Annotated in this window: 18 protein-coding genes; 10 read left to right on the top strand and 8 right to left on the bottom strand. The window is 72.1% G+C overall.

Annotated elements, in window-relative coordinates:
- Nucleotides 1-175 precede the first annotated feature (175 nt).
- The gene (locus OVA26_RS11880; RefSeq protein WP_268104197.1) at nucleotides 176-1,927 is read right to left on the bottom strand and encodes an ATP-dependent helicase; all 1,752 of its coding nucleotides are present in this window, start codon (nucleotides 1,925-1,927) and stop codon (nucleotides 176-178) included.
- Nucleotides 1,924-2,841 (bottom strand): NAD(+) diphosphatase, encoded by a 918-nt coding sequence (gene nudC, locus OVA26_RS11885; protein ID WP_268104198.1) that lies wholly within the window; start codon nucleotides 2,839-2,841, stop codon nucleotides 1,924-1,926. Before nudC ends, OVA26_RS11880 begins: the two co-directional genes overlap by 4 nt.
- 107 nt (nucleotides 2,842-2,948) lie before the next feature.
- On the opposite strand from nudC, the gene OVA26_RS11890 reads away from it, so the two are divergent.
- Nucleotides 2,949-4,445 carry a phosphotransferase gene (locus tag OVA26_RS11890; RefSeq protein ID WP_268104199.1) on the top strand — a complete coding sequence of 499 codons (1,497 nt, stop codon included), beginning with the start codon at nucleotides 2,949-2,951 and terminating at the stop codon, nucleotides 4,443-4,445.
- 571 nt (nucleotides 4,446-5,016) lie between these two features.
- On the opposite strand, the gene OVA26_RS11895 is transcribed toward OVA26_RS11890, so the two are convergent.
- A complete protein-coding gene (locus tag OVA26_RS11895) occupies nucleotides 5,017-8,304 on the bottom strand; it encodes an ATP-dependent DNA helicase (protein ID WP_268104200.1) in 3,288 nt (1,095 codons plus the stop codon).
- A gap of 52 nt (nucleotides 8,305-8,356) precedes the next feature.
- Nucleotides 8,357-11,503 (bottom strand): ATP-dependent helicase, encoded by a 3,147-nt coding sequence (locus OVA26_RS11900; RefSeq protein ID WP_268104201.1) that lies wholly within the window; start codon nucleotides 11,501-11,503, stop codon nucleotides 8,357-8,359.
- A gap of 257 nt (nucleotides 11,504-11,760) precedes the next feature.
- On the opposite strand from OVA26_RS11900, the gene OVA26_RS11905 reads away from it, so the two are divergent.
- Both OVA26_RS11905 and OVA26_RS11910 read left to right on the top strand, forming a co-directional pair.
- The gene (locus OVA26_RS11905; RefSeq protein ID WP_056230491.1) at nucleotides 11,761-11,985 is read left to right on the top strand and encodes a DUF3107 domain-containing protein; all 225 of its coding nucleotides are present in this window, start codon (nucleotides 11,761-11,763) and stop codon (nucleotides 11,983-11,985) included.
- Between the two features lie 10 nt (nucleotides 11,986-11,995).
- Nucleotides 11,996-12,283: a hypothetical protein gene (locus OVA26_RS11910; protein WP_074696973.1), complete on the top strand. Its 288-nt coding sequence runs from the start codon at nucleotides 11,996-11,998 to the stop codon at nucleotides 12,281-12,283.
- 86 nt (nucleotides 12,284-12,369) lie between these two features.
- Here the strand turns inward: OVA26_RS11910 and OVA26_RS11915 are convergent, their stop codons facing one another.
- Entirely contained in the window at nucleotides 12,370-13,086 is a 717-nt protein-coding gene (locus tag OVA26_RS11915; protein ID WP_056230487.1) for a ferritin-like fold-containing protein, read from the bottom strand.
- A gap of 149 nt (nucleotides 13,087-13,235) precedes the next feature.
- Here OVA26_RS11915 and OVA26_RS11920 point away from each other — a divergent pair, with 149 nt between their 5' ends.
- On the top strand, nucleotides 13,236-14,693 hold the full coding sequence (locus OVA26_RS11920) for a DEAD/DEAH box helicase (RefSeq protein WP_056230485.1): 1,458 nt from the start codon (nucleotides 13,236-13,238) through the stop codon (nucleotides 14,691-14,693).
- Between the two features lie 251 nt (nucleotides 14,694-14,944).
- On the opposite strand, the gene OVA26_RS11925 is transcribed toward OVA26_RS11920, so the two are convergent.
- On the bottom strand, nucleotides 14,945-15,805 hold the full coding sequence (locus OVA26_RS11925; RefSeq protein WP_156371715.1) for a PHP domain-containing protein: 861 nt from the start codon (nucleotides 15,803-15,805) through the stop codon (nucleotides 14,945-14,947).
- A gap of 86 nt (nucleotides 15,806-15,891) precedes the next feature.
- On the opposite strand from OVA26_RS11925, the gene OVA26_RS11930 reads away from it, so the two are divergent.
- The 3 genes from OVA26_RS11930 to OVA26_RS11940 all read left to right on the top strand — a co-directional run bounded on the left by OVA26_RS11930 (nucleotide 15,892) and on the right by OVA26_RS11940 (nucleotide 20,373).
- Nucleotides 15,892-16,923 (top strand): endonuclease/exonuclease/phosphatase family protein, encoded by a 1,032-nt coding sequence (locus tag OVA26_RS11930; RefSeq protein ID WP_268104202.1) that lies wholly within the window; start codon nucleotides 15,892-15,894, stop codon nucleotides 16,921-16,923.
- Between the two features lie 124 nt (nucleotides 16,924-17,047).
- Nucleotides 17,048-18,481 carry an aminopeptidase P family protein gene (locus tag OVA26_RS11935; RefSeq protein WP_268104203.1) on the top strand — a complete coding sequence of 478 codons (1,434 nt, stop codon included), beginning with the start codon at nucleotides 17,048-17,050 and terminating at the stop codon, nucleotides 18,479-18,481.
- The gene (locus tag OVA26_RS11940; protein ID WP_268104204.1) at nucleotides 18,478-20,373 is read left to right on the top strand and encodes a gamma-glutamyltransferase family protein; all 1,896 of its coding nucleotides are present in this window, start codon (nucleotides 18,478-18,480) and stop codon (nucleotides 20,371-20,373) included. Before OVA26_RS11935 ends, OVA26_RS11940 begins: the two co-directional genes overlap by 4 nt.
- Nucleotides 20,374-20,922: 549 nt before the next feature.
- Here the strand turns inward: OVA26_RS11940 and OVA26_RS11945 are convergent.
- Both OVA26_RS11945 and OVA26_RS11950 read right to left on the bottom strand, forming a co-directional pair.
- A complete protein-coding gene (locus OVA26_RS11945; RefSeq protein WP_268104205.1) occupies nucleotides 20,923-21,591 on the bottom strand; it encodes an alpha/beta hydrolase family protein in 669 nt (222 codons plus the stop codon).
- Nucleotides 21,588-22,334, bottom strand: coding sequence for a general stress protein (locus OVA26_RS11950; protein WP_074696983.1), 747 nt, complete (start codon nucleotides 22,332-22,334; stop codon nucleotides 21,588-21,590). The genes OVA26_RS11945 and OVA26_RS11950 overlap by 4 nt, the downstream gene beginning before the upstream one ends.
- A 71-nt stretch (nucleotides 22,335-22,405) precedes the next feature.
- Between OVA26_RS11950 and OVA26_RS11955 the strand changes: the two genes are divergently transcribed.
- Genes OVA26_RS11955 through OVA26_RS11965 form a run of 3 tightly spaced genes read left to right on the top strand, consistent with a single transcriptional unit; the run spans nucleotide 22,406 to nucleotide 25,466 of the window.
- A complete protein-coding gene (locus tag OVA26_RS11955) occupies nucleotides 22,406-23,725 on the top strand; it encodes a magnesium transporter MgtE N-terminal domain-containing protein (protein WP_056230475.1) in 1,320 nt (439 codons plus the stop codon).
- Nucleotides 23,725-24,321, top strand: a complete 597-nt coding sequence (locus tag OVA26_RS11960; protein WP_056230474.1) for a DUF1003 domain-containing protein — start codon at nucleotides 23,725-23,727, stop codon at nucleotides 24,319-24,321. The genes OVA26_RS11955 and OVA26_RS11960 overlap by 1 nt, the downstream gene beginning before the upstream one ends.
- Nucleotides 24,318-25,466, top strand: a complete 1,149-nt coding sequence (locus OVA26_RS11965) for an Mrp/NBP35 family ATP-binding protein (protein WP_268104206.1) — start codon at nucleotides 24,318-24,320, stop codon at nucleotides 25,464-25,466. Before OVA26_RS11960 ends, OVA26_RS11965 begins: the two co-directional genes overlap by 4 nt.
- Nucleotides 25,467-25,556: the final 90 nt, after the last annotated feature.

Raw genomic sequence — 25,556 nt, forward strand, 5'->3', positions numbered from 1 at the left:
CGCATCGGCCCCGTCGTGGCGCCGGGACGGACCGCGTGCCTGGCCTGCCTCGACGCCGATCAGCGCCGCCACGACCCGGGCTGGGCCACGGTGGCCGCCCAACTGATCGGCAGACCCCGACCCGAGGTCGACGTGGCCCTCGCCGCCGAGGCCGGTCGGGCGGCGCGGTTCTTGCTCACCGCTCCGATCGGGCGGACGACGAGGTCGTTGCACCTGCGCGGCGACTCGTTCCGGCGGGCCTGGACGCTGCATCAGCCGAGCGCAGACTGCCACTGCCGATCTCCCGAAGGAATCGCGACGGAGACCGCTCACCCCGACCTCGGCCCCGCGCCCAGCTCACCGACAGCGTTCGCGCGGCCCGCGTGACGCCCACGTACGCGAGGCGTCGCTCCTCGTCGACCGCCTCGAACGTCTTCGCGTACGAGATCGGCAGGAGCCCTTCGCTGACTCCCACGAGGTACACGTGATCCCACTCCAGACCCTTCGCCGCGTGCAGCGTCGCCAGCGTCACCGTGCGGGTGGTCGGCTCGTGCTGATCGCGGGCGCGCGCCTGCAGGTCGTCGGTGAAAGCTCGCAGATCCGTACCCGCGGGGGCCTCCTCGGCCAGCCGCAGCAGAGCCGCCCGCGCCTCCCACGCCTCGCGCAGAGCACCGCCCGCCTCGGGCGGGTCGTCGGTGAGCCCGACGCTGCGCAGCACATCGCGCACCGTCGGAAGGAAGCCCGTCTCGAGCGGCGCCACGGACGCCGCCCGCAGAGCCATGAGCGCCTGACGCACCTCGGGCAGGTCGAAGAACTTGCGCCCGCCCAGCACGGACGCTGCGACACCCACCTTCGCCAGAGCAGAGAGCAGCGCCGCCGACTGGGCGTGCGAGCGGTACAGCACGGCGATGTCGTGCGGATCGACGCCGCGCGAGAGCGAATCGCGGATCGAGCGAGCCACGGCGGCGGCCTCGTCTTCGTCGTCGTCGAAGGCGCGGACCGTCGGGGTAGGCGTCTCGTCGTCGCTCGCGGCCTTCAGCTCGAGGGCGCCGGCCCGGCCCCGCATGAGGTCGTTCGCGACGGCAAGCACGGGAGCGGTGGAGCGGTAGTTGCGCTCGAGACGCACGACGCGCGCGTCGTCGTGGGTGCGCTCGAAATCGAGCAGGTACCGCGCATCGGCGCCGGTGAAGGAGTAGACCGTCTGACTCGCGTCGCCCACCACGCACAGGTCGCGACGATCCCCGAGCCACAGCTCGAGCAGCCGGTTCTGCAGCGGGGAGACGTCCTGGTACTCATCCACCGTGAAGTGCCGGTACTGCTCGCGCACCGCCGCGGCGACGCGCGGTTCGGCCTCGATCATGCCGGCGCACGTCAGCAGGACGTCCTCGAAGTCCATCTGACGACGCTCGTCCTTGAGCTTCTCGTACGCCCGCTGCAACGCGACGACCTGATCCACACCGAGGCGGCCGACGCCGTCGGGGCGGTCCGCCGCGTACTGCTCGATCGACCGCAGGGTCACCTTGCGCCACTCGATCGCCGAGGCCACATCGCGAAGGGTCGCCGTGTCGGGAGCGAGTCCCACACCGTCGGCCGCGTGCGCGAGCATGCGGACCTTGTTGTCGATGATCGACGGAGCCTGGTCGCCGGCGAGCGTCGGCCAGAAGAAGTTGACCTGCGCCAGGGCCGCCGCGTGGAACGTGCGGGCCGACACCCCCGAGACGCCGAGAGTGCGCAGACGCCCGCGCATCTCTCCCGCGGCCTTGGCCGTGAAGGTCACCGCCATCACGCGCTGCGGCGAGTACGCGCCGGTGTCGACGCCGTGGGCGATGCGACGCGTGATCACGCGCGTCTTACCGGTACCCGCCCCCGCGAGCACGCACACCGGACCGCGCAGCGCGCGGGCGGCCTCGAGCTGGTACTCGTCGAGCCCCTCGAGCGGCGAGGTCACGCGACGCCTCGATACCAGTCGTCGATGAGCCGCCGGGCGATGGACGCCCGTCCCGGAAGCATCGCCGAGCCCTCGCCCCGCAGCGCCGCCCCGATCTCGTCACGGTCGAACCAGCGCACCTCGACGATCTCGTCGCCGTCGGCCTGCGCCTCGGCGTCGTCCACGACCACCGCGCGGAAGCCGAGCATCAGCGACCGCGGATACGGCCACGCCTGCGAACCGCGGTATGCGATGTCGCGCAAGCGCACCCCGGCCTCCTCGCCCACCTCGCGGGACACGGCATCTTCGAGCGACTCCCCCGCCTCGGCGAAGCCGGCGAAACACGAATACCGGTCCCCGCCCCAGGCGGCATTGGCACCGAGCAGGATGCGGTCGTCACTGGTGGCGGAGGTCACGAGCACGATGACTGCGGGGTCGGTGCGCGGAAAATGCTCGCGCCCGCACACGGGACAGTGGCGCGACCAGCCGGCGTGGCGCAGTTCGGTCGCCGAGCCGCACGCCGGGCAGAAGGCGGCATCGCGCAGCCACCCCGCCAGAGCGACGGCGGTGGTCAGCAGTTCGGCTTCGCCGGCGGGCAGGTCGCCACCGGCGGCGCGGAGCGGGGACCACTCGGCATCCGGAACGATCTCGTCGGGCGCGCCATCGCTCAACGCCGCCAGAACGACCGCGGTGCGGTCGGGAGTGCGTCCGAGGAATGCCCACTCGGTCACGACGTCGTCGTCCACCTCCGTGGTCGACACGAGTGCGAGGCGGCCGTCGCGGAGGGGCGCGGCGTCTCGACGGATCGCGAGCACACGCGTGCCCGGCTCCGCGCGGAGGCGGCCCAGCAAGGTTTCGTCGTCACGCTCACCACCCGCGCGATCCACGGTCAACGGGGGACGGACCTCGGACGACGAGGACGCGGGACGCGGCATCGAACACCTCTCTGACGGCGGGCGGCAAGCGGCGGTCGGACGACCGACCTCCTCGGTCAAGGGCGTGGCGCGGGCCGGTGAAGGAAGGCCCGACCTACCCTGGGGGCATGGCACGCTCGCCCCTCATTTTAGCCGCGTCGGCGACAACGGCCCTGCCCGGTGCAGCCTTCTCGAACGTCAGCACCCTGACCGAGAACGCCGCAGGTCGCTTCGATGCCGCTCTCGCGCGCACCGCCGACGGGCGCGAGGTCGTCATCCGCATGCCGGCTGGCGAAGAGGCGGCCCCCGACCTCGCCGCCGAATCGCGCGCCCTGCACGCGCTCACGGCGGGCGTCCGCGCCCTCCTCCCCTTCGCCGTGCCCGAAGTGATCGGAGAAAGCGGCTCCGGAACGCAGCGCGTGCTCATCGTCGACCGCATCGACGGCTACCGCATCGACCCCGCGCACCTGCCCAAGGGCCCCGGCTACGCACCCGCCATCGGCGGAGCCCTGGCCGCCGTGCACGCACTCCCCGTGTCGATCGTCCGTACCGACGGACTCCCCGTGCGCTCCCCCGAGCAGGTGCGCGACGACGTCAAGCGACTCCTCGACCGCGCCGATGCGACCGGACGCGTCAGCGACGACCTCATGCTGCGCTGGCGCCGCGCGCTCGACGTCGACGACCTGTGGCGCTTCGAATCGGCGGTCGTCCTGGGCGGAGCGACCAGCTCCTCCATCCTCCTCGCCGACGACGGGGACGAGATCCCCCACGTGGTCGGCATCCTCGACTGGGCCGGGCTCAGTGTCGGCGACCCGGCCGTGGACCTGCGCTGGTTGGCATCCGCTCCCCTGGCCGCCGACGACGTGCACGCCGGATACGCCGCCGCGGGCGACCGCTCCCCCGATCCCCTGCTGCGCGAGCGCGCCCGGCTGTACGCCGAGCTCGAGTTCGCCCGGTGGCTCGTGCACGGCCACGACGCCGGCGAGACCGACGTCGTCGCCGACGCCGTCGCCCTGCTCGACGCCCTGGCCGACGGCGTGCGCGGCGACCACATCGTGCCCGACTCGCGCAGCGACATCGACGACGCGATGGCCCTCGTCGAGAGCGTCCCCCCGGTCTCCGCCCCGGCCGCGGTCGACACCTCGATGCAGACCGACGCCTACGACCCCGAAGCCCTCTCGCTGTACCTTTCCGCCGAGCGCGACCGCGCCACGGCTGCCGAGGCCCTCGCCGAAGCCCTCGCGAACGCGAAGGAATCGGATGCCGACAGCGGAGCGATCCACGTCGACCGGCTGCCCGTCCCCGACAGCGTCGAGCCCGGCGCCACCGAACCGCTCGACCTCGACGGGTGGTCCGAGGGTGACGCCCGGGAGCCGAAGGACGACCGCACTCAGGGGCCCGCACTCAGCGGAGACACCGACGCGACCTCGCTCTGGTCGCGCGCCGCGGTGTCCGCCGACCCGGCCGGGCCCGCCGTCCGCGACGAGAACACGTTCGGCGGCGACGCATCCGAGGATCAGCACCCCGCCGAGGGTGACGCCGCGCCCATCGACGACGAAGAGGACGCCGCTCGCGCGAGCCGCGCCGCACTTCGCCGCTGGGGCGTCTCCGGCGACGGGGCCTGACGGGTTTCTCCGGTTCGCGGGGGTGATCTCCTGCGTCGGGGGGTGACACCGACCGCGCTCGCGGCCGCGCCGATTGGGGCGCGGCCCGGCGTTGCCTGCGGTTTGGGGCGAGTTTGAACGTTTGGGGCGTGAATTTCGCGCCCCAAACGGAAAATCGCGCCCCAAAACCTACGATGACCGCCCCGGCACAGCGAACCACGCCGCAGAAATCCAGCTGACACCGACTGCGCTCGGGGCTCCGCCGCTCGGGGCGAGGCCCGGTGTTGCCTGCGGTTTGGGGACTGGGCCCGGCGTTGCCAGCGGTTTGGGGCGGGTTTTGGGCGTTTGGGGCGTCAATTTCACGCCCCAAACAGAAAATCGCGCCCCAAATCCGTGATGACCGCCCCAGGACAGCGAACCTCGCCACGGAAATCCAAGGGGCGCGCCCACCGCAAATCGCGCCGCAAATGGCGCGTTTCAGGTCAAGGAGACCGCCCTGCGACCGGCCTGAGGCGCGTACTTCCGCGACCTCGACATCACCCCGTACCCGTCATCAGGTGGTCACCGCGCTGCGCAAGCGACCGCGCCCGGGTCAGCCCCGCAGCACCAGCTCGTCACCGACGTAGAACAGGGCCACATCGATCAGGTCGAGGTCGATGCCGTGTTTCGCGTGGTACGCCTCGCGATAGAGCTCGAGCTGCAGCATGCGCGAGCGACGCTCGGGCTCGCTGGTGGGCGGGCGACCCGTCTTCCAGTCGACGATCTCGTACCTCTCGCCGCGGCGGTACACGGCATCCAGCTTGCAGATGACGACGTGCTCGCGACCGTCGAGGCGGGTCGTGACGAAGTCGATCTCGGTTTCGACCTCGAGGGGCCGCAACCCCGCCCATTCCGAGCGCTCGAAGCAGGCGCGCAGTCGCTCGAGTTCCACCGCATCCGCCGCAGACGCTCCGTGCTCGTCGTCGTCCCACAGGCCGTCGTCGTCGAGCCCGATCCCCGCGCCGACCAACCCAGAGCGCTGCTCGACCCAGGCGTGGAAGAGGGTCCCCAGACGCGTCTGCCGGTACGGGCGCTCCGGCATGGGGCGCCTCAGGTCGTCGACCGCCCGCCCGTAGTCGGCGACGAAATCCTTGAACCGCGACGCCGGGATACGCGTCGGAGCCGGCGTGTGCACGGGCCGGAGGCGGTCGGCGCGTTCGGCGAGCAGCAGTTCGAGGTCGTCGTCGGGGTGGGCCGGAGGCGCCGCGCGCGCCGCGGTGACGGCGCTCACCGCGCCCGAGATCGCTGTGCGCCGCGCGCCGAGCGGGTCGAGCGGCCACTGCAGCAGGCGCCGCTCGCCGTCGTAGGGGTCCTCCCCCGCCTCATCGACGGTCAGCTCGACGCCGAGCGCCTCGGCCGCCTCGTCGAGGAAGATGCTGGGTCTCCGCGGGCGTTTCGTGCCCGACCAGCTCGACCCCGACAGCATGAGGTGATCCCTGGCGCGTGTGAATGCCACGTAGGCGAGACGCCGGTCCTCATCGAGCTGACGCGCCCGGTTGTCGGCGACGAACGCGTCGATCGCCGCTTTGAGGTCCTGCTGCGTCTCGGCCCCGCGCCACCCGAACACCGGGAGCCACGCGGAGTCGCCCCGGAACTCCGAGGGCAGGATGCCGAATCCCAGCCACCCCTTCGTGTCACGGGGCAGCGAGGGCAGCTCGTCGGTCACGAGACGCACGACTGCCACGGCATCCCATTCGAGGCCCTTCGAGCCGTGGATCGTGAGGAGCTGCACCACGTCGTCTTCGGGCGGCTCGGTGCGGGGCGCGAATTCGTCGGCCTGTTCGGCGTGGTCGAGCCAGGCGAGCAGGCTCGGCACCGATCCGGACTCGTCCGCGGCGAGGAACCCGCGGATCTCGTCGACGAAAGCGCGCAGCTGCGCCGAGGCGATGCGCGCCGGGCCGCGGGCTTCGTTGGCCGCGAGCTCGATGTCGAGACGGAGCTCGGCCTCGATCAGCCGGATGAGTTCGGGGATGGGAGCACCGACGCTGCGCCTCAGCGCGGCGAACACCGCTCCCGCCTCGCGGAGGCGCGCGCGTCCCTCTGGGGTGATGTCGGTGAGCCAGCCGTGACCGTCGGTCTGGCGCGTGACGAAGTCGAGGGCGTCGACGAGCGACGCCCGATCGGCTCCGGGAGTCGAGCGCAGACGGTCCACGGTCTCGGGCGCGAGCGGCTGCAGGGCGACGTCGTGGGTGGCCAGGCGGCGGGCGAGCTGCGCGAGAGCGCGGAGATCCGCGAGACCGACGGCCCAGCGCGGGCCGGACAACAGGCGGATCAGCGCGGACCCCGCCTCGGGGTCGCTGATGACCCGCAGGACCGACACGACGTCGACGACCTCGGGAGTGGTCAGCAGTCCGCCCAGCCCGAGAATGCGATGAGGGATGCCACGCCGCCCGAGCGCATCGCCGAAGCGCACCATGTGCTTCTTGCTGCGGAACAGCACCGCTCCCGTGGTACCGCGTCCCTCTGCGGCACGAGCCGCGCGGACGCCGACGAACCACGACGCGACGCGGTCGGCCTCGGCGTCGAGGTCGTTCTCGAACGCGATCTCGACCACCCCGTCGGGAGCCCCCGGCCGCGAGCGGAGCTCTTCGACCGCGACGGCCGCCCGCGAGGCGAGCGGCGCCAGCACGGCGTTGGCGGCGTCGAGCACGCGCACGCTGTTGCGCCAGCTCGTTAAGAGGGCGAAGCGCTGACATCCGCCCGCGGGGGCGAAGGCGTCGGGGAAGCCGCCGAGGTTTCCGGCACTGGCGCCGCGCCAGGCGTAGATGGCCTGGTGCGGGTCGCCGACGGCCATGACGCCGGTCCCGCCGAACAGGGTCGCCAGCAGGTCGGTCTGAACGACCGAGGTGTCCTGGTACTCGTCGAGCAGCACGACGCGATAGCGCGCGCGCAGTTCTTCGACGACCGCGGGGTGCTCCTGGGCGATGCGCAGGGCACCGGCCACCTGGTCGGCGAAGTCCATGACACCCAGCCGCGCTTTCTCGCGGTCGTAATCGGCGGCGAGCCGCGCGAGCAACGACAACGCCGACACCCGGGTCGCGGCGTCGGCCACGTCTTTGTAGACGCCGACGCGGGCCGAGGTCGACGGGCGCTCGACGATGCGACCGAAATCGTCGGGGAAGGCGGCGAGCTTCTCGAGGTCGACGAGGTTGTCGACGCCGTCGCGGGCGATGCGCAGTGCCGCGTCGATCAGCGTGCGCGGGGATTCTTGACGCTCCTCGAGGCGGGGGTCGTCGGAGGCGAAGACGACCCTCCGCATGAGCAACCATGCCGCCGATTCCGACATCACGGCCGCCTCGGAATCACGACCAATCCGCAGCCCGTGCTCGCGCACGATCGAGTCGGCGAAGCTGTTGTAGGTCGACACGGTGGGCCGGTGCAGGAGTTGGTCACCCTCGTCGAGACCGGCGTCGGCCGCCCCGACCTCGGCGGCGAGAGCATCGAGGACCTCCCGCCGAGCCGCGTCGGCTTTCGCCCCCTCGAGTCGAGCGACGTCGGCGAACACCGACAGCCGGCCGGCCTCGTGAAGAGCGGGCAGCGCGGGCAGCAGCCCTCGTGTCTCGAACTCCGACAGACGCTGCAGACGGCGCTGGATACGCTCGGCCAGCTCTCCGGCCGCCTTTCGCGTGAACGTCAGCCCGAGCACCTCGTCGCGCCGGACCAGTCCGTTCGCCACGAGCCAGACGACGCGTCCGGCCATGGTCTCGGTCTTGCCGCTGCCGGCGCCCGCAACGACGAGGGCGGGGGCGAGGGGGGCTTCGATGACGGCGGTCTGCTCGACGGTCGGCGGGAACTGCCCGAGGGCCGCGGCGATCGTCGCGGCAGAGAGCACAGCGCTCACGACGTCCTCCTCGAGCGTCGGCGGGTGCCCCCGAGGACCGGGAGAACAGCGGTCATGACGCACTCACCGCCGAGACCGTGTGGATGCGGCACAGGCCGTACGAGAATTCGTCTCGGCAGTGGACTTCGTACGGGGCGGCGAAGCTCGTGCCGCGCATCACCTCGACCGCGCGCTGCACCCGCTCGACGAACTGCGCGCGCTGCGCGTCGTCGAACGGCTTCTGCGTCGGTTCGGCGTAGTCCTTTTTGGCCGCGGTCGGACGCAGTACGAGCAGCTTCGCCCCACCCGAGGGCAGCCCCACGACCTGCTCGATCGCACCCGACGAGAACGCCAGCTGGTACGCCGCGAGCTGAGGGTTGTCGGCGACCTTGGCGTCGGTCTGGGGCTCGCTCTTGCCGGTCTTGAGGTCGACGATCACGACCTCTCCTGCGGGTGTCACCTCGACCCGATCGATGTCGCCGCTCAGCACGGCGCCGTGCTCGCCGGCATCCGCGATGGGGATCGGCACCTCGAAGTGCCGCTCGGCGCCGATCAAGCGCCCGCCCGCGTCATCGAACCGACGCAGGTACGCGGCCAGACGACGAATCAGTTCGCGCGCACGGGTGCGTTCGGCCCGCTCGCGCCACACGGCGTCGAAGGCCAGCTCGCCCCAGCGCTCGTCGACCACGGCCCAGAGGTCGTCTTCGGACGACGACGCCGCCGTCTCGAGCGCCGCGTGGATGATCGTGCCGATGCCGGCCGTCGTCCCGCCCCGGTCACCGCCGAGGTCGGCGATGACCCAGTCGAGCTCGCATTCTTCGAGAGCGTGCAGGCGCGACGGCGAGACGCGGACGTCTTCGCGCCTCAGGTCGCGCAGGGGTGCCGACGAGGTGGGTGCGGCCACGCCGTACCACTGCTCAGGCGCCGCACCGGCGACCCCGGCTGTTGCGAGGAGCGCGAGCTGGCCCGCCGCGTGGGCGCGCTCGGTCGCGGGAACCCGCGGCGCGGTCAGCGAACGCCGGTGCCGAGCGACGAGGCCCCGCAACGACAGCGGATGTTCGGGAATGGATGCCGCCGGCTCGGGCGCCGGGAGCATCTCGAACAGCACGCTGGGCCCGGTGTCGTCGTCGTCGACGGCGGTGACGACGAGAAGCGAACCGGCCCGGCTCAGGGCGCGGACGAACAGCCTGAGCTCGTCGTGCATGGCCGCGCGACGACGGTCGAGCATGCCCGCGGCGGGGAGGTCGGGGTTCTGCACCGCATCGGCCAGTCGCCAGGTCTCGAGCAGGCCGCCGCGCAGGCGGGTGTTGGGCCACACCCCGTCTTGCACCCCCGCGATGATGACGGTGTCGAACGCGGTGCCGGCCGCAGCCGCGGGGGTGAGCACGCGGACCGTGTCGACGATGGCGGGCTGCTCGATGCGGTCTTCGGCGACGTCGCTGTCGAGGACGGCCCGCAGGAAGACCGAGGCCTCGCCGTCGGGTTCGCGTTCGGTGTAGCGCTTCGCCGCCTGGAAGAGCGCGACGACGGCGTCGAGGTCGCGGTCGGCCTGTTCGGCGATCGGCCCGTGCCCGCGGACGGCCTCGCGCCACGACCGGGAGAGTCCGCTGCGCTCCCACGCGGTCCACAGCAGTTCGTGGGGTGTCGCGCGGGAGAGGGCCTGCGCCCGGAGGGCGGCCAGGGTCTCGCCCAGCCGTGCGGCGCGACGTGCCTCGCGCGTGTCGACGGTCTCGAGTTCGAGAGGGAAGCGCACGCCGGAGACGAGCAGCTCGGTCGCCGTGCGTGCTCCCCCGGCGCCGAGTTCGTCGTGGCGAAGCGCCGTGCGCAGCCGACGGAGCTCGATGGGATCGAGACCCCCGAACGTCCCGAGCAGAGCGTCGACCACCTCGTCGGGAGCCCAGTCGTCGGGGTCTTTCATGCCGAGCTCGACAAGACCCACGAGGTCGCGGACCGGTCGCTGGACACCGAGGGCGAGCCCGGGCCCGCTCGCCCGGGCGGGCACCTCTCGCGCGGCCAACTCGGCCTCGAGGGTCGCGACCTGCCGTGAATCGTGCGCGATCACGGCGCACGAGCCCCAGGGCACGCCGTCGAGGACGTGCCGTTCCCGCAGCAGACGGGCGATGGCATCGGCCTCTTCGGCCGGGGACCGGAGGAGGTACGTGCGCACCGACCCCTGCGGCACCGCGCCCGAGGGGGCGCGTCGGTGAGCGACGACCCCGGCCGCACCGATCCGCGTCACGACGCGACGAACGAGGTCGATCTGTTCGGGCGTTCCCCGATGCGGCTCGCCGAGAGCGGCGGTCGTGCCCAATTCGCGGGCGAGACGCGCGAAGTTCTCGGGGGTCGCGCCGCGGAACGCTCCCGACCCGACGTCGGGATCGCCGAACGCGACCACGCCGATCCCCAGGCCGCGGCACGCGCGCAGCAGGTCGATGCCGCCGGCTGTCAGCTCTTGCGCATCGTCGACGAGGATGCAGCGCAACGCGGAGAAGCGTCCGAGCAGCCCGCGCTCGACACGCGCCTCGTCAAGGACGGCGACGGCCTCGCGCGCGAGATCGGCCGCGTCGCGGTGCGCGCCGCGCATCTCGGAGCGCACCGCCCGGTACTCGTCGGCGAACGACGCCAGTGAAGCCCACACCGGCAGGTCGAACCGCTCGGCGAGATGGACGAGATCGTCGGAGACGACGCCCAGGTCGGTGCATTCCGCGAGGAACGCGCGCAGATCGCCACGGAAACCGCGCGTGGCGCGGATCGCCGGCCCGAGCCACGCGGGCCAGCGCGACAGCCCCTCGAGCTCGTCGAGCGCGTCGCCCTCGAGCAGGTCGCGGATGATCTGGTCTTCGTCGCCGCCCGTGAGCAGCTGCGGCGGTTCGAGGCCACGACGCACTTCGGCGGCCCGCACGAGTTGGAAGGCGAACGACGCCACCGACCGCGCCAGAGCGCCGGACGTGGCTCGCCCCACCGCGAGGGCGAGGGGGTCGCGCAGCGCCGTCGCCGCGGGCCGCGTCGGCGTGAGCACGAGGATCTCGTCGGGATCGACCCCGGATGCCACGAGCTCGCGCACGCGCGCCAGAAGGGTGGTCGTCTTGCCCGAGCCCGGGGCCCCCACGACGACGCCGCTCGCGGCAGCGGGCCAGTCGACGACGACGCGCTGCTCGGCGTCGAGAGCACCTCCCCGGGCGGGAGATGCGTCGAGGGCGACGGCATCCGGGATCTGCATGTCTCCACGCTAATCGCGACCTCCGACATCGCCGTGTGCGACGCCGCGACCGCACCGGTTCGCACCCCGCAGACACCCCCGGGCGCGCGCCCCGCCCCGCCCCCGAGGGACGCTGCGACCCGGCGAGATCTCCCGGTACAGCGACGCGCGTTCGCCGTCCGCGAAGCGGCCCCTCCCGCGGGCTGCGGTGTCGGGAGCCTGCCCTAGAGTCGAATCACGCGCCGGGCCGACCGCGGCCCGCGGGGAAAGGACGCATCGTGGAGATCCGCATCGGAATCACCAACACCGGCCGCGAGCTGAACTTCGAGACGAACGAGAGCTCGGACGCCGTCAAGTCGGCCGTCGCCGCCGCCCTCGACAACTCCGCCAGCCACGTCACCTTCACCGACGTGAAGGGCAACTCCTACCTCGTTCCGACCGCCAACCTCGCGTTCGTCGAACTGGGCACCGAAGAGTCGCGTCGCGTCGGCTTCGTCGCCTGACACTCGAGCCGTGCAGATCCTGCTCGGACTGATCATCGGCGCGGTCATCGGCCTCGCCGTGCACTTCGCGCTTCCGCACCGTCACCTCCGCGGCGTCGTCCTCGCCCCTCTGGCGGGGGCCGCCGCGGCGGCGATCGTGTGGACGGCGCTGACGTGGATGGGCCTCGGCGTCGACTCGCCGATCCTCTGGATCGTCGCCGTCCTGGCCCCGGCCGTCACGACGTTCGCGCTCGTGTCGCTGCTCACGCGGTCGCGCGTCGCCCGCGACGAAGCCGATCGCGCGCGCCTGGGCGTCTGACGGCAGCACCTGATGCCGGCTCCCCGGCGCCGACGAAGCCCGCGGCATCCCCGCGACAAGGTGCATGCCCCCGGCGGTGACCGTCGTTAGGCGGCGAGCCCCATGGCATCCATCCGGCGTGCGTGCGCACCCATCAGTTCGCTGAACACGGGCTCGACCTTGGCCTCTTCGTCGCGATCGAGGTGACCGTGGCGGAGCGCGGCGCGCGCGACCAGCAGGGTGTCACCGACCAGTCGGCGGCCCCACAGCGCGAGCAGCCAGCGCCACTCCTCGTCGCTTTCGATCGTCGCGCCCAAGATGTCGACGATCGCCTGACGGTCGTCGTCGGCCTGCAGGATGCGCGCGACCCGGCGGCCGGTGTCGCCGTAACTCGACGACAGTGCCAGGTAGAAATCGTCGAGAAGACCGGCGGTGATGTGGACCGTGAGCATCGTCTCCTGCGGGCGGACGCCGTGCGTGTTGCGGCGGAAGGCATCGAGCGACTCGCGGAACGGCAGCATGAGCTGCGTCGGATCGGCCCCGCGTTCGCGGATCAGGGCGACGAGCTCCTGGTGCTTGATGAGGGCCGCGCCCGCTGCGCGAGACAGCGACTCCTTCTCGGCCAGCTCGGGAGTCAGGGCGATGAGCTCGCTCAGCGTCTCGAAGAAACCGAGCTGCAGATAGGCGGCCTGACCCAGGAAGGTCTCGACCTCGGGAGCGAGCTCCGCGAAGTCGACCCGCATGGCCTCGCCGAGGTCTCCGCGCGAACGCAACTGCAGCGTGCGGCCCACCGGGCGCTGACGACGACGGAACCACTCGAACACAGACCACAGCCTAGGCGTCGGGGGCCCGCGAGACACGCCGGGTAGAGTGGAACAGCCCCGGCGTCGGATCGGGGCCCCGCGCCTGTGGATGAGTGAGGCGTGGATACGACTCCCCCAGGCGGTCTCTCGCCGCCGGAACAGGCACGCTCATGACGACATTCGCCGAGCTCGGCATCGATCAGGACATCGTCGATGCCCTCGCATCGAAGGGCATCGTCGATGCCTTCCCCATCCAGGAGCAGACGATCCCCTTGGGCCTTCCCGGCCAGGACATCATCGGCCAGGCCAAGACGGGTACTGGGAAGACCTTCGGCTTCGGCATCCCCGTCGTCCAGCGTCTCGGCCTGAACCCCGAGCCGGGCGTCAAGGCGCTCATCGTCGTCCCGACGCGCGAGCTCGCGGTGCAGGTCTACGAAGACATGGACATGCTGACCTCGAACCGCCCCACCAGCGTCGTCGCCATCTACGGCGGCAAGGCGTACGAGGGCCAGATCGACCAGCTCAAGGCCGGCGCGCAGATCGTCGTCGGAACGCCCGGTCGCCTCATCGACCTCGCCAACCAGCGCTTGCTCGACCTGTCGAACGCGACCGAGGTCGTCCTCGACGAGGCCGACAAGATGCTCGACCTCGGCTTCCTCGCCGACATCGAGAAGATCTTCTCGAAGGTGCCGCCGGTGCGTCACACGCAGCTGTTCTCGGCCACGATGCCCGGACCGATCGTCGCGCTCGCCCGCCGCTTCATGTCGAACCCGATTCACATGCGCGCGAACGACCCCGATGAGGGCCTCACGCAGGCGAACATCAAGCACCTCGTCTACCGCGCGCACTCACTGGACAAGGACGAGGTCATCGCCCGCATCCTCCAGGCCGAGGGTCGCGAAAAGGCCGTCATCTTCACCCGCACCAAGCGCGCCGCCCAGAAGCTCGTCGACGAGCTCGGCGACCGCGGCTTCAACGCCGCCGCCGTCCACGGCGACATGAGCCAGGAGGCGCGCGAGCGCTCGATGGCCGCGTTCAAGGCCGGCAAGAAGGACGTCCTGATCGCCACCGACGTCGCCGCCCGCGGCATCGACGTCAACGACGTCACCCACGTGATCAACCACACGATCCCCGACGACGAGAAGACCTACCTGCACCGCGCGGGCCGCACCGGCCGCGCCGGCAAGACCGGCATCGCGGTCACGTTCGTCGACTGGGACGACCTGCACAAGTGGGCGCTCATCAACCGCGCCCTCGAGTTCGGCCAGCCCGAGCCCACCGAGACCTACTCGTCGAGCCCCCACCTCTACACCGACCTCGACATCCCCGAGGGCACCAAGGGTCGTCTCGTGACGGCTCCGAAGGCCGTCGCGCCGAAGCAGGTCGAGAAGAAGAACGAGGGCCAGGATGCCGAGGGCACCCGCGGCCCGCGTCGTCGCCGTCGCGGTGGATCGTCGTCGGCCGAGGGCACCGCCCCCGCCGGTGACGCCGCTCCCCGCGAAGAGGGCGGCGCCGGAACGCATGACGGCGCCGGCAAGGAGCACCACGACGGCAACGCGGCCCCGCGCCGTCGCCGTCGTCGCCGCAGCGGCGGCAGCTCGGGAACGCCGTCGGCTCCCGTGGCCTGATACGCGAACACCGAGAACGGCGCCGATCCCCTCCGCGGGGGTGGGCGCCGTTTCACGTACGCCGGGGTGCCGGCATCCGGAATCCCCCGCCCGCCCCGCGGGCGGACCCGCCCGGCCCTCGCCCTCGCGATGAACGCTTCCTGCACCCGGAAACGCGCTCGGACAGCGTTTCTCGTCGCACCAAGCGTTTATCGCGCCCCGCACCGCGCCCTCGCGCAGCGTCACAGCCCGCCCGGCGGCCGCGCAGCGTCCTACGGGAAGACCGGCGCCGTCCCGCGGCCCCGGGCGAAGATCCGCGCGACCATGTCATCGGCCGTGGTGTTCTCGCCCGGCAGGTTGGGCTTGCCGAGACCGTGGTAATCGCTCGAACCGGTGACGATCAGATCGCGCTCGGCGGCGAGGACGGCGAGGAGGGCCGTGGGTTCGGGGAGGTTCTCGCGGTGAGCGAGCTCGAAGCCCGCCAGGCCCGCCTCGAGCATGGCCTGGAGCACCCCGTCCGGCAGGAGCGATCGCCCCGCGGGGTGGGCGATGATCGGCACGCCGCCCGCACCCACGACGAGCTCGACGGCCGTGACCGGATCGGGGGCGTACAGCGCTACGTAATAGTCGCCGGAGGGGTGCAGGATGCCGGCGAACGCCTCGGTGCGATCCGCCACGATGCCGCGCGCCACGAGCGCATCGGCGATGTGCGGGCGGCCCACGGTCGCGCCGTCGGTGGTCTGGGCGACGATGTCGTCCCAGGCGATGTCGTAATCGTGCGAGATGCGCTCGGCCATGATCTGCGCGCGATCCAGTCGCGACGACCGGATCCGGTCGGTCATCGCCCGCAGCGCTGCATCGTCGGGATCCACGAGGTACGCCAAGAGGTGGACGCTGCGCCACCGGTGCCGCGCCGACAGCTCCATGCCAGGTACGAACGTCATCCCCAGCGAGGTCGCCGCCTCGGCGGCCTCGGCCCAACCCGACGTGGTGTCGTGGTCGGTGAGGGCGGCGGTGTGCAGACCGTGTCGGTGAGCGGCGGCCATCACCTGAGCGGGAGGCTCGGTGCCGTCGGAGTGCGACGAGTGCAGGTGAAGGTCACTCGGACCCTCGAATCGACGTTCACGCTGCACCCGTCGAGCGTAGCGCGCCGCTTCACAGGGGCAGCGCCCACCCGGCATCCGTGGATCTCCCAGACGGCTCCCCTAGGGTCGGGTGCGTGCGTCGTCTGGTCGGTCTTCTGGTCGCGCTCGCCTTCGCGGCGGGCGCCGCTGTGTTGACGTGGCCCTCGGCGTTCGGGGTCGAACGCACCTTTCCCCTGGCGCAGGTCATCTCGTTCCGGGCTCCCCTGGCGGCCGCCTTCGTCGGCGCGACACTGCTCATGCTGCTGTTCGCGCTGATACGTCCCGTTCGCGCTCTCGCCCTCGTCCTGGCGATCGTGTTCGCCCTCGCGGGCGGCGTCAACGTCTCGATGCTCGCGCAGCGCGGACTCGGCTCCGAAGACATGCCGGCCAAGACCGCGTCGAGCCTGCGCATCATGACGTGGAACACCGCCGGCTCGGCCACCTCGGCCGAGTCGATCGCGCAGTTCGCCGTGGGCATGCAGGCCGACGTCGTGACCCTCCCCGAGACCACGATCGAGACGGGGGCGCAGGTCGCCGAGCTCATGCGCGACATGGGCCAGCCGATGTGGGCGCACCACGCCGAGTACGGCGAGTACGGCATCACCGGATGGGATGCCACCTCGACGACCGTGCTCATCAAGCCCGAGCTGGGCGAGTACTCCGTCATCCAGTCGTCGCTCGACGGATCGAGCAACACCTCGACCGTGCCGAGCGCCGTCGCGATGCCCGTCTCGGGCGACGGCCCCATCATCGTCGCCGCGCACGCCGTCGCCCCGCGCGAGGAGTACATGACGCAGTGGCGGAGCGACCTGCAGTGGCTGGCCGATCAGTGCGCGACCGACAATGTCATCCTCGCGGGTGACTTCAACGCGACGCTCGATCACATGACCGGTATGGGCGTCGAGGGCGGCACCCTCGGCCGGTGCCACGATGCGGCGTCCGAGAGCGGCAACGGCGGCGTCGGAACGTGGCCGACCGATGCCCCGGCCTTGCTCGGCGCACCCATCGACCACGTCATGGCCACCCCCGACTGGACGGTGTCGGCGTCCGTCGTCATGCGATCGCTGGACGGCTCGGGAAGCGACCACCGCCCCATCGTCGTGCAGCTCGAGCGCACCGGCGGCTGACCGCTCCCCCTCCCGCGCGTGGAGGAGAGGCACGGGATGCTGTTCCCCCGCGCCCCCTCGATGCCCGACGCACCGCCGTGCACGTCGTCGTGCGCGTGACGCCCGACGGTGCGAGACTGGAACGATGGACGCCCCCTCCACCAGCGACACGACCGCGACGACCGCCGAGCCCCAGGCCGAGACGACCGAACTCGACGCCCCCAGCAACAGGAAGGCCCCGTTCCCGCGCGGCTTCCTCGACACGATCTCGACCGGCTGGGCCGAGCACCCCGCTGCCCTCCCCGAGCCGCGTGAGCAGGCCGCCTGGGCCGCGCGTCGCCGCGCCCGCGTCTCGGAGGCCTTCCCCGGGCAGCGCGTCGTGGTCCCCGCCGGCGGGCTGAAGCAGCGCAGCAACGACACCGACTACCCGTTCCGCGCGCATTCCGCCTTCGCCCACCTCACCGGATGGGGCAGCGACGCCGAGCCCGACGCCGTCCTCGTCTTCGAGCCGCGCGACCAGGGTCACGAAGCCGTGCTGTACTTCCGCGAGCGGGCCGACCGCACGACGGCGGAGTTCTACTCGGATGCCACCGTCGGCGAATTCTGGATCGGCCCCCGCCCCGCCCTCGACGGCGTGGCCGCCGACCTGGCCCTGGCCACGGCCCACCTCGCGGACTTCCAGACCGGCGACGACGACCGCACCGTGGGCGAGGACGACGAGGTCACGCGTTTCGTCTCGGAGCTGCGCCTGATCAAGGACGAGTACGAGCTCGCCGAACTGGCCCTCGCCGTCGAGGTCACGGGCCGCGGCTTCGACGACATCGTCGCCGAGCTGCCCCGCATCATCAAGCACCCCCGGGGCGAGCGGGTCGTGGAGGGCGTCTTCCACCAGCGCGCCCGCTCCGACGGCAACAGCGTCGGCTACGACACCATCGCCGCCTCGGGCCCCCACGCGTGCTACCTGCACTGGACCCGCAACGACGGTGCCGTGAAGCCGGGCGACCTCATCCTCGTCGACGCCGGCGTCGAGGTCGACAGCCTCTACACGGCCGACATCACGCGCACGCTGCCGGTGTCGGGCACGTTCACCGACATCCAGCGCCGCATCTACGAGACGGTCCGCGAGGCCGCCGACGCCTCGTTCGCCGCCGCGAAGGTCGGCGTTCCGTTCCGCCGTCTGCACGAGGCTGCGATGGAGGTCATCGCCGCGCGCGTCGCCGAGTGGGGCCTGCTCCCGGTGACCGCCGAAGAGGCGCTCCACGCCGACAACGGGGGTCAACACCGCCGCTACATGGTGCACGGCACGAGCCACCACCTCGGCATCGACGTGCACGACTGCGCGCAGGCGCGTCGCGACATGTACTACGACGGTCTGCTCGAGCCCGGCATGGCCTTCACGATCGAGCCCGGCCTGTACTTCCAGATCGACGATCTGACCGTCCCCGAGGAGTACCGCGGCATCGGCGCGCGTATCGAGGACGACATCGTCATGACGTCCGACGGCCCGGTCAACCTGTCGGCGGGCATCCCCCGCACGGCGGACGAGGTCGAGGAGTGGATCGCCCGGCTGTCGCGATGACGTTCACGCCGGCGGCATCCTTCACCACCCGGCCGACCCTGCGGGGCACGTTCGGGATGTCGGCCTCGACGCACTGGACAGCGACCGCCACCGCGCAGTCCGTGCTCGAGCGCGGCGGCAACGCGTTCGACGCGGCGGTGGCGGCAGCGTTCGTGTTGCACGTCGTCGAGCCGCACTTGAACGGCCCCGGGGGCGACCTCGTCGCCCTCGTCCGACCCGCGGGGCGGGCGGAGCCCGTCGTCCTCATGGGCCAGGGCCCGGCGCCCGCGCGCGCGACCATCGAGCACTTCCGCGGCCGCGGGCTCGACCTCGTGCCCGGGGCGGGAGGCCTCGCCGCCGCCGTGCCGGGCGCCGTCGACGCCTGGCTGCTGCTGCTGCGCGATCACGGCACGTGGGAGCTCGGCGACGTGCTCGCCTACGCGATCGGTTACGCCCGCGACGGGCACCCGCTCGTGGCGGGGGCGGCCGCGACCATCGCCCGGGTCGCCGACCTGTTCCGCGACCACTGGCCGACTTCGGCAGAACGATGGATGCCGGAGGGCACGCCACCCGCCGTCGACACGCTCGTGAGCAACCCTGCGTATGCCGACGTGCTCGACGGACTCGTGGCGGCGGGAGCGGGGGTCGACCCCGTGCGGGGTGCTCACGCGCGGGCGGACGACGTGCAGCGCCGCCAGGCGGAGGCGGACCATTCGCAACGCGACGACGCGCAAGCGGGCCACGCGTCTCGCGACCGCGCGCCGCGCGACGACCGCGCCGCACGCATCGACGCCGCCCGCGCGCACTGGATGACCACGGTGCTGCCCGAGGCCGCCGCCTTCATCGCGCAGCCGCACCGGCACGCGGACGGTGCCGATCACCCCGGCATCCTGAATGCTCACGACCTGGCGGACTGGCGCGCCTCGTTCGAGCCGGCCGTGTCGACGAGCTTCCGCGGGTGGGACGTGTTCAAGGCCGGCACGTGGACCCAGGGACCCGCTCTGCTGCACACGTTGCGGCTGATCGAGGCCTCCGACGACCTCGACCCGTCGTCGGTCGAGGGAGCGCACCTGCTCCTCGAGGCGCAGAAGCTCTCGTACGCCGACCGCGACGCGTGGTTCGGCGACGCCGGCGGGGCCGTCGACCTCGACGCCCTGCTCGCCGACGACTACGTCGCCTCCCGGCGGGCGCTGATCGGGCCCGAGGCCTCGAGTCAGTGGCATCCGGGATCACCCGAGGGCCGCGACCCGGTGCTGCCACCGTTGCGCACCGACCACGCGAGCACCGACGGCTCGACCGGCGAACCGACGGTCGACCGCTCGGGGCAGACCCGCGGCGACACGTGCCACCTCGACGTGATCGACCGCTGGGGCAACGTCGTCTCGGCGACCCCGTCGGGCGGCTGGCTGCAGTCGTCGCCGACCGTGCCGTCGCTGGGATTCTGCCTGGGCACGCGCCTGCAGGCGACGTGGCTCGTGCCGGGGCACCCGGCATCGCTCACCCCGGGCCAGCGACCGCGGACGACCCTGACCCCGACCCTGGTGTCGCGCGGCGCGGAGGTCATCGCGATCGGCTCCCCCGGCGGCGACCAGCAGGACCAGTGGCAGCTGACCGTGCTGCTGCGCATGCTCGTCGGCGGCTACAGCGCGCAGCAGGCGATCGACGCGCCGAACCTCAACATCACCGCGCTCATCGATTCGTTCTGGCCACGCACGTGGGTGCCCGCGGGCGTCGCCCTCGAAGACCGCATCGGCGACGACGTCATCGCCGCGCTCGAGCAACGCGGGCATCGCGTGCGCCGCGCGGGCGACTGGGCCCTCGGCCGCGTCACCGCCGTCGGGCGCGGAGCCGACGGCGTGCTGTGGGCCGCGGCGAACCCCCGCGGAGCCCAGGGCTACGCCGCGGGGCGCTGACGCTCGGGTCCACCTCTGTCGGGGCACCGACGCGCCGGGCTACATGCGGCGGGGCGCCCGGCTTCGCGGGGCGTAGACGTGTGGCGTCCCGCGTCGGGGCGCCGACGCGGGCAGCCGCGACCCGACGAACCACCGCGCGACGGGGCCGCACCACCCGGACACAACTCAGGAGATATCGACGCACCCACGGCTTCCACGCCTCCCCCGTCGCGGAACTGCAGGAGTTGTGCACCACGCCGGCGCCGCAATTCCTGCGATGCGTTCGCCGCGCGAGACCGCGCGGAGCCCAGAGCTTCGCGGCCAGGCCCCGACGCGGGCAGCCGCGACCGACGCGCCACCGCGCGACGGGGCCGCACCACCCGGACACAACTCAGGAAATATCGACGCACCCACGGCATCCACGCCTCCCCCGTCGCGGAACTGCAGGAGTTGTGCACCGCCCCGGCGCCGAAATTCCTGCGATGCGTTCGCCGCGCGAGACCGCGCGGAGCCCAGAGCTTCGCGGCAGGGCGCCGACAGTCATCGAAACCCGACCCGCCGCCCAGGTCGTCAGAGCGAGCTCACGAACTCCGCGACCACCGGGGCCAGAGCCGCACCGATCTCGTCGGCCGGGCGCCGGGCGCCCTTCACCTCGAACGAGTGGTTGCCGCCGGCGATCCAATGCACCCGCGCGTCCTGGCACGAGGCGACGACCTCGTCGAACTGCGCGCGCGGGGCGATGAAGGGGTCGTTCTCCCCCTCGACGAACAGCTGCGGAACGCCGATGGCCGGCAGGTGCTCGCGGCGCGGCTTCTCGGGACGCCCCGGCGGGTGAAGCGGATACCCGAGGTAGGCGAGACCGGCCGGGGCGATCACCCCTTCGGCGGAGGCCATGGATGCCATGCGCCCGCCGTACGACTTCCCCACTGCCGCGTACGGGCCGGGGGCGGCCGAGGCGAGCCAGGCCTCGACGCCTGTCCAGGTGGCCACCGCGTGGGACGCGGGTCCGGGCATACGGCGTCCCGCCTCGACGTAGGGGAAGACGAAGCGCAGCACCGACACCCCCGAGGCCACGAGGGCGTCGGAGAGCCCGGAGAGGAACGGGTGCTCCATCCCTGCGCCCGCACCGTGCGCGAGAGCGACGGTCGCGGCCGCGGCCGGTGCCGCGGACCACAGGCCCGACACCTCGGTGTCGCCCGCCGGCAACGCGACGGCGATGCGGACGGGCTCGGTGCTCACCGCTCGGTCGGGGTGGGGCGCTCGTCGGGGCGCGGAGTCTCGGCGGTGCGGTCGTCCTTCTCCGGCGCCTCGGGCACGGGCGCCGACGGCGGGGCGATGCGCTCCCCGTACCGCGGGGGCTCGTCGTCGCGCGGGGCCGGGTTCGGGGTCGGTGCCGGCGGGCGCGGCGGGGCGACGGGAGCAGCGGAGCCCGGAGCGACCCGTTCGCCATACTGCGGCGGCGCGGAGTCCGAGGGCGCCGGACGCGACACGACGGTGGGAGCGGCAGCGGAGCCGGCCGGGCCCACGATCCCGCGGGCCTTGTGGACGCTGGGCGCCGCGACGCAGACGTCGTAGTGATCGGCGGCGACCTGCATCACCGACGCGAAATCGCGGCGGCGGCGCACGATCGAGTATGTCCCGATGCTCAAGATCATGCCGAGCGCCATTCCGACCAGCAGGACGCCGATGAACGCGGAGATCTGCACGGTCGGCATCCCGAGCACGAAGATGAACGCGAAGAGCAGGCCGAGCATGAGGCCGTTCAGCGCACCCGAGCGGGCCGCCGTGGCGTAACCGAGCTTGCCGGTGATGCGCTCGATCGAGCGCAGACCCGAACCCACGATCGCGATGTCGCGCGCGGGCACCTCGCCGGCGATGAGGGACGAGACGGCCTTCTGCGCCTGCTCATACGTCGGGAACGAGGCGATCTTCTCGCCGACCTCGTCGCGACCGGCACCCGGACGCTGCGCGAACATACTCATTTCACCATCCTGTCACGCGCGCCTGACCGTTCCCGAGGTGTTGCAGAGGAGGCGCGGACTACGCTGTACCGGTGAGCACGCAAAGGGTTTTCGTCGCCCGCTTGGCGGGCTGCACGGTGTTCGACCCGGCGGGAGACCGTCTGGGTAAGGTGCGCGACGTCGTGGTGATCTACCGCGCGTCTGCGGCGCCGCGCGTCGTGGGGCTCGTCGTCGAGATTCCCGGGCGACGACATGTGTTCGTGTCCATCGGGCGCGTCACCTCCATACAGGCCGGTCAGGTCATCACGACCGGTCTCATCAACGTGCGCCGTTTCCAGCAGCGCGGCGGCGAGGTGCGCGTCATGGCCGAGATGCTCGGACGCCGCGTGAGCCTCGTCGACGGCTCGGGCACCGCGGTCATCGAAGACGTCGCGATCGAGCGCAACCGCCTCGGCGAGTGGGACGTGGGGCAGCTGTTCCTGCGCCGCCCGCGCACGAGCGCCTCGCCCTTCGCCAAGGGCGCGACGACGTTCGCCGCGTGGGGCGAGGTGCGCGAGAACCAGACTCCCGGCGAGGCGCAGTCCGCCGAGCAGCTGGTCGCGACATACTCCGAGCTCAAGCCCGCCGACCTCGCCAACACCCTCCTCGACCTGCCCGAGGAGCGCCTCATCGAGGTGGCCGAAGAGCTCAGCGACGACCGCCTGGCCGACGCCCTCGAAGAGATGCCCGAGGACGAGCAGGTCCACATCCTCGAGCAGCTGGGCGACGAGCGCGCCGCCGACATCCTGGATGCCATGGAGCCCGACGACGCGGCCGACCTCCTCGGTCAGCTCCCCGAGTCGCGCTCCGAGCAGCTGCTCGACCTGATGGAGCCGGAAGAGGCCGACGACGTTCGCGCCCTCCTGCAGTACGGCCCCGACACCGCGGGCGGTCTGATGACGCCCGAGCCGATCGTGCTGTCGGCCGATGCGACGGTGGCCGAGGCCCTGGCCCTCATCCGCCGGCACGAGCTGCACCCCGCCCTCGCGGCATCCGTCTTCATCACCCTTCCGCCGTACGAGACGCCCACGGGGCGCCTGCTCGGCACCGTGCACTTCCAGCGCATGCTGCGCTACCCGCCGCACGAGCGCCTCGGCGCGATCATCGACGACACCCTCGAGCCGGTCACCGCCGACGCCACCGCCGCCGAGGTCGCGCGTCTGCTCGCGAGCTACAACCTCGTCTCGCTCCCCGTGGTCGACCAGGCGCACCGACTCGTGGGCTGCGTGAGCGTCGACGACGTGCTCGACTACCTGCTGCCCGATGACTGGCGCACGCACGACAGCGATGATCCGAGACCCAGGGCCACGATCAGACCCACGCATACGTCGAGCATTCCGACCCAGATCCCCCAGACCCCGAGGAGGCGCTGATGGCACGCAACAACCGCAAGCCGGCTCTCGACGCCCCGCGCGGCCGCACCGGCGTCCTCGCCCCTCGCGCCCCGCAGCCCTCGCGCGACCGCTTCGGTCGGTTCACCGAGTGGGTCGCGCGCGCGATGGGAACCCCGACGTTCCTGCTGTCCCTGACGCTGTTCTGCGTGGTGTGGATGGGCTGGAACTCGATCGCCCCCGACGAGCTGCGCTTCGACTCCGCCGCGATCGGCTTCACCGCGCTGACCCTCGTGCTCTCTCTGCAGGCGTCCTACGCCGCGCCCCTCATCCTGTTGGCCCAGAACCGGCAAGATGACCGCGACCGCGTGCAGATCGAGCAGGATCGCCAGCGCGCCGAGCGCAACCTGGCCGACACCGAGTACCTCGCCCGCGAGATCGTGGCGTTGCGCATGGCCGTTCGCGATCTGACCGACGAGGTCATCACGAAGGACACGCTGCGCGCCGAACTCCGGGCGGCGCTGGAGCGCCTCGACGCCGACGACGACGCCCCGCGGGCGGAGTCCGGACGCGCGGACGCCCCTCGTGGCGACCTGCGCCGCGGCACGCACACCGAGCCCGCGCGGCCCGGCTCGTGAGCGTCGACCTCACCGAGAGGGTTCGCTCGGCCGTCGCCGCGGTCACCGATCCCGAGCTTCGTCGTCCCCTCGGCGAGCTCGACATGCTGCGAGAGATCTCGGTCGCGGACACCACGGCCCAGGTGGCCATCGCCCTCACCATCGTGGGCTGCCCCGCCGCCGACCGCATCGAGCGGGACGTCCGGGATGCCGCGGCCTCGGTCGCCGGCATAGATGCGGTCGACGTGCGGGTCGGGGTGATGTCGCCCGACGAGCGGAAGGCGTTGACCGAGAAGCTCCGCGGCGGCCGCGCGAAGCGCGAGATGCCCTTCGGCCCCGACTCGCTGACCCGCGTCATCGCGGTGACCAGCGGCAAGGGCGGCGTGGGCAAGTCGACCGTGACCGCGAACCTCGCGGTGGCGTTGGCGGCGAAGGGGCTGCGCGTCGGTCTGATCGACGCCGACGTCCACGGTTTCTCGATCCCGGGGCTGCTCGGGCTCGTCGACGCCGATGGTCTGCCTCCGGCGCCGACCAAGCTCGACGACCTCATCCTTCCGCCCGTCGCCTACGGGGTGAAGGTCATCTCGATCGGCATGTTCCTCCGACGACCCGGAGAGGATGCCGCCGGCGCGGTCGCCTGGCGCGGACCGATGCTGCATCGCACCGTGCAGCAGTTCCTCACCGACGTGTTCTTCGGTGATCTCGACGTGCTGCTGCTCGACATGCCGCCCGGTACCGGCGACGTCGCCATCTCGGTCGGGCAGTTGCTCCCCCACGCCGACGTCCTGGTCGTCACGACACCTCAGGCCGCGGCCGCGGAGGTCGCCGTGCGCTCCGGACTCGTCGCGCGCCAGACCGGCCAACGCCCCATCGGCGTCATCGAGAACATGGCCGCGATGACCCTGGCCGACGGGACCGTCCTCGATCTGTTCGGCTCGGGCGGCGGAGAAGAGGTGGCCCGCGCCCTCTCGAGCGACGGCGTGGACGTGCCGCTGCTGGCATCCGTTCCGCTCAGCGCCGCCCTCCGCACCGGGGGCGACGACGGACGCCCCGTCGTGCTGTCGCGGCCCGACGACCCGGCCGCGATGGCGATCGACGCGGCGGCCTCTGCCCTGGCGGTGCGCCCGCGCGGACTGTCCGGCAAGCCCCTGCGCCTCAACGTCTGACGCAGAGCGGGACGCCCGTCACGAGAAGATGACGCTGTAGGGGAAACAGGGCGTTCCCGCCGGAATCAGCCTGTCCTCGTCACGTCCCCT

This window comes from Microbacterium sp. SL62 (genome assembly GCF_026672635.1).
Taxonomy (GTDB): Bacteria; Actinomycetota; Actinomycetes; order Actinomycetales; family Microbacteriaceae; genus Microbacterium; species Microbacterium testaceum_A.

What these genes read in the sequence shown, in the direction of transcription:
- OVA26_RS11890 (WP_268104199.1), top strand. Translation starts at nt 2,949, where the DNA reads ATGGCACGCTCGCCCCTCATTTTAGCCGCGTCGGCGACAACGGCCCTG.
- OVA26_RS11920 (WP_056230485.1), top strand. Translation starts at nt 13,236, where the DNA reads ATGACGACATTCGCCGAGCTCGGCATCGATCAGGACATCGTCGATGCC.
- OVA26_RS11950 (WP_074696983.1), bottom strand. Translation starts at nt 22,334, where the DNA reads ATGAGTATGTTCGCGCAGCGTCCGGGTGCCGGTCGCGACGAGGTCGGC.
- OVA26_RS11960 (WP_056230474.1), top strand. Translation starts at nt 23,725, where the DNA reads ATGGCACGCAACAACCGCAAGCCGGCTCTCGACGCCCCGCGCGGCCGC.
- OVA26_RS11900 (WP_268104201.1), bottom strand. Translation starts at nt 11,503, where the DNA reads ATGCAGATCCCGGATGCCGTCGCCCTCGACGCATCTCCCGCCCGGGGA.
- nudC (WP_268104198.1), bottom strand. Translation starts at nt 2,841, where the DNA reads ATGCCGCGTCCCGCGTCCTCGTCGTCCGAGGTCCGTCCCCCGTTGACC.
- OVA26_RS11935 (WP_268104203.1), top strand. Translation starts at nt 17,048, where the DNA reads ATGGACGCCCCCTCCACCAGCGACACGACCGCGACGACCGCCGAGCCC.
- OVA26_RS11940 (WP_268104204.1), top strand. Translation starts at nt 18,478, where the DNA reads ATGACGTTCACGCCGGCGGCATCCTTCACCACCCGGCCGACCCTGCGG.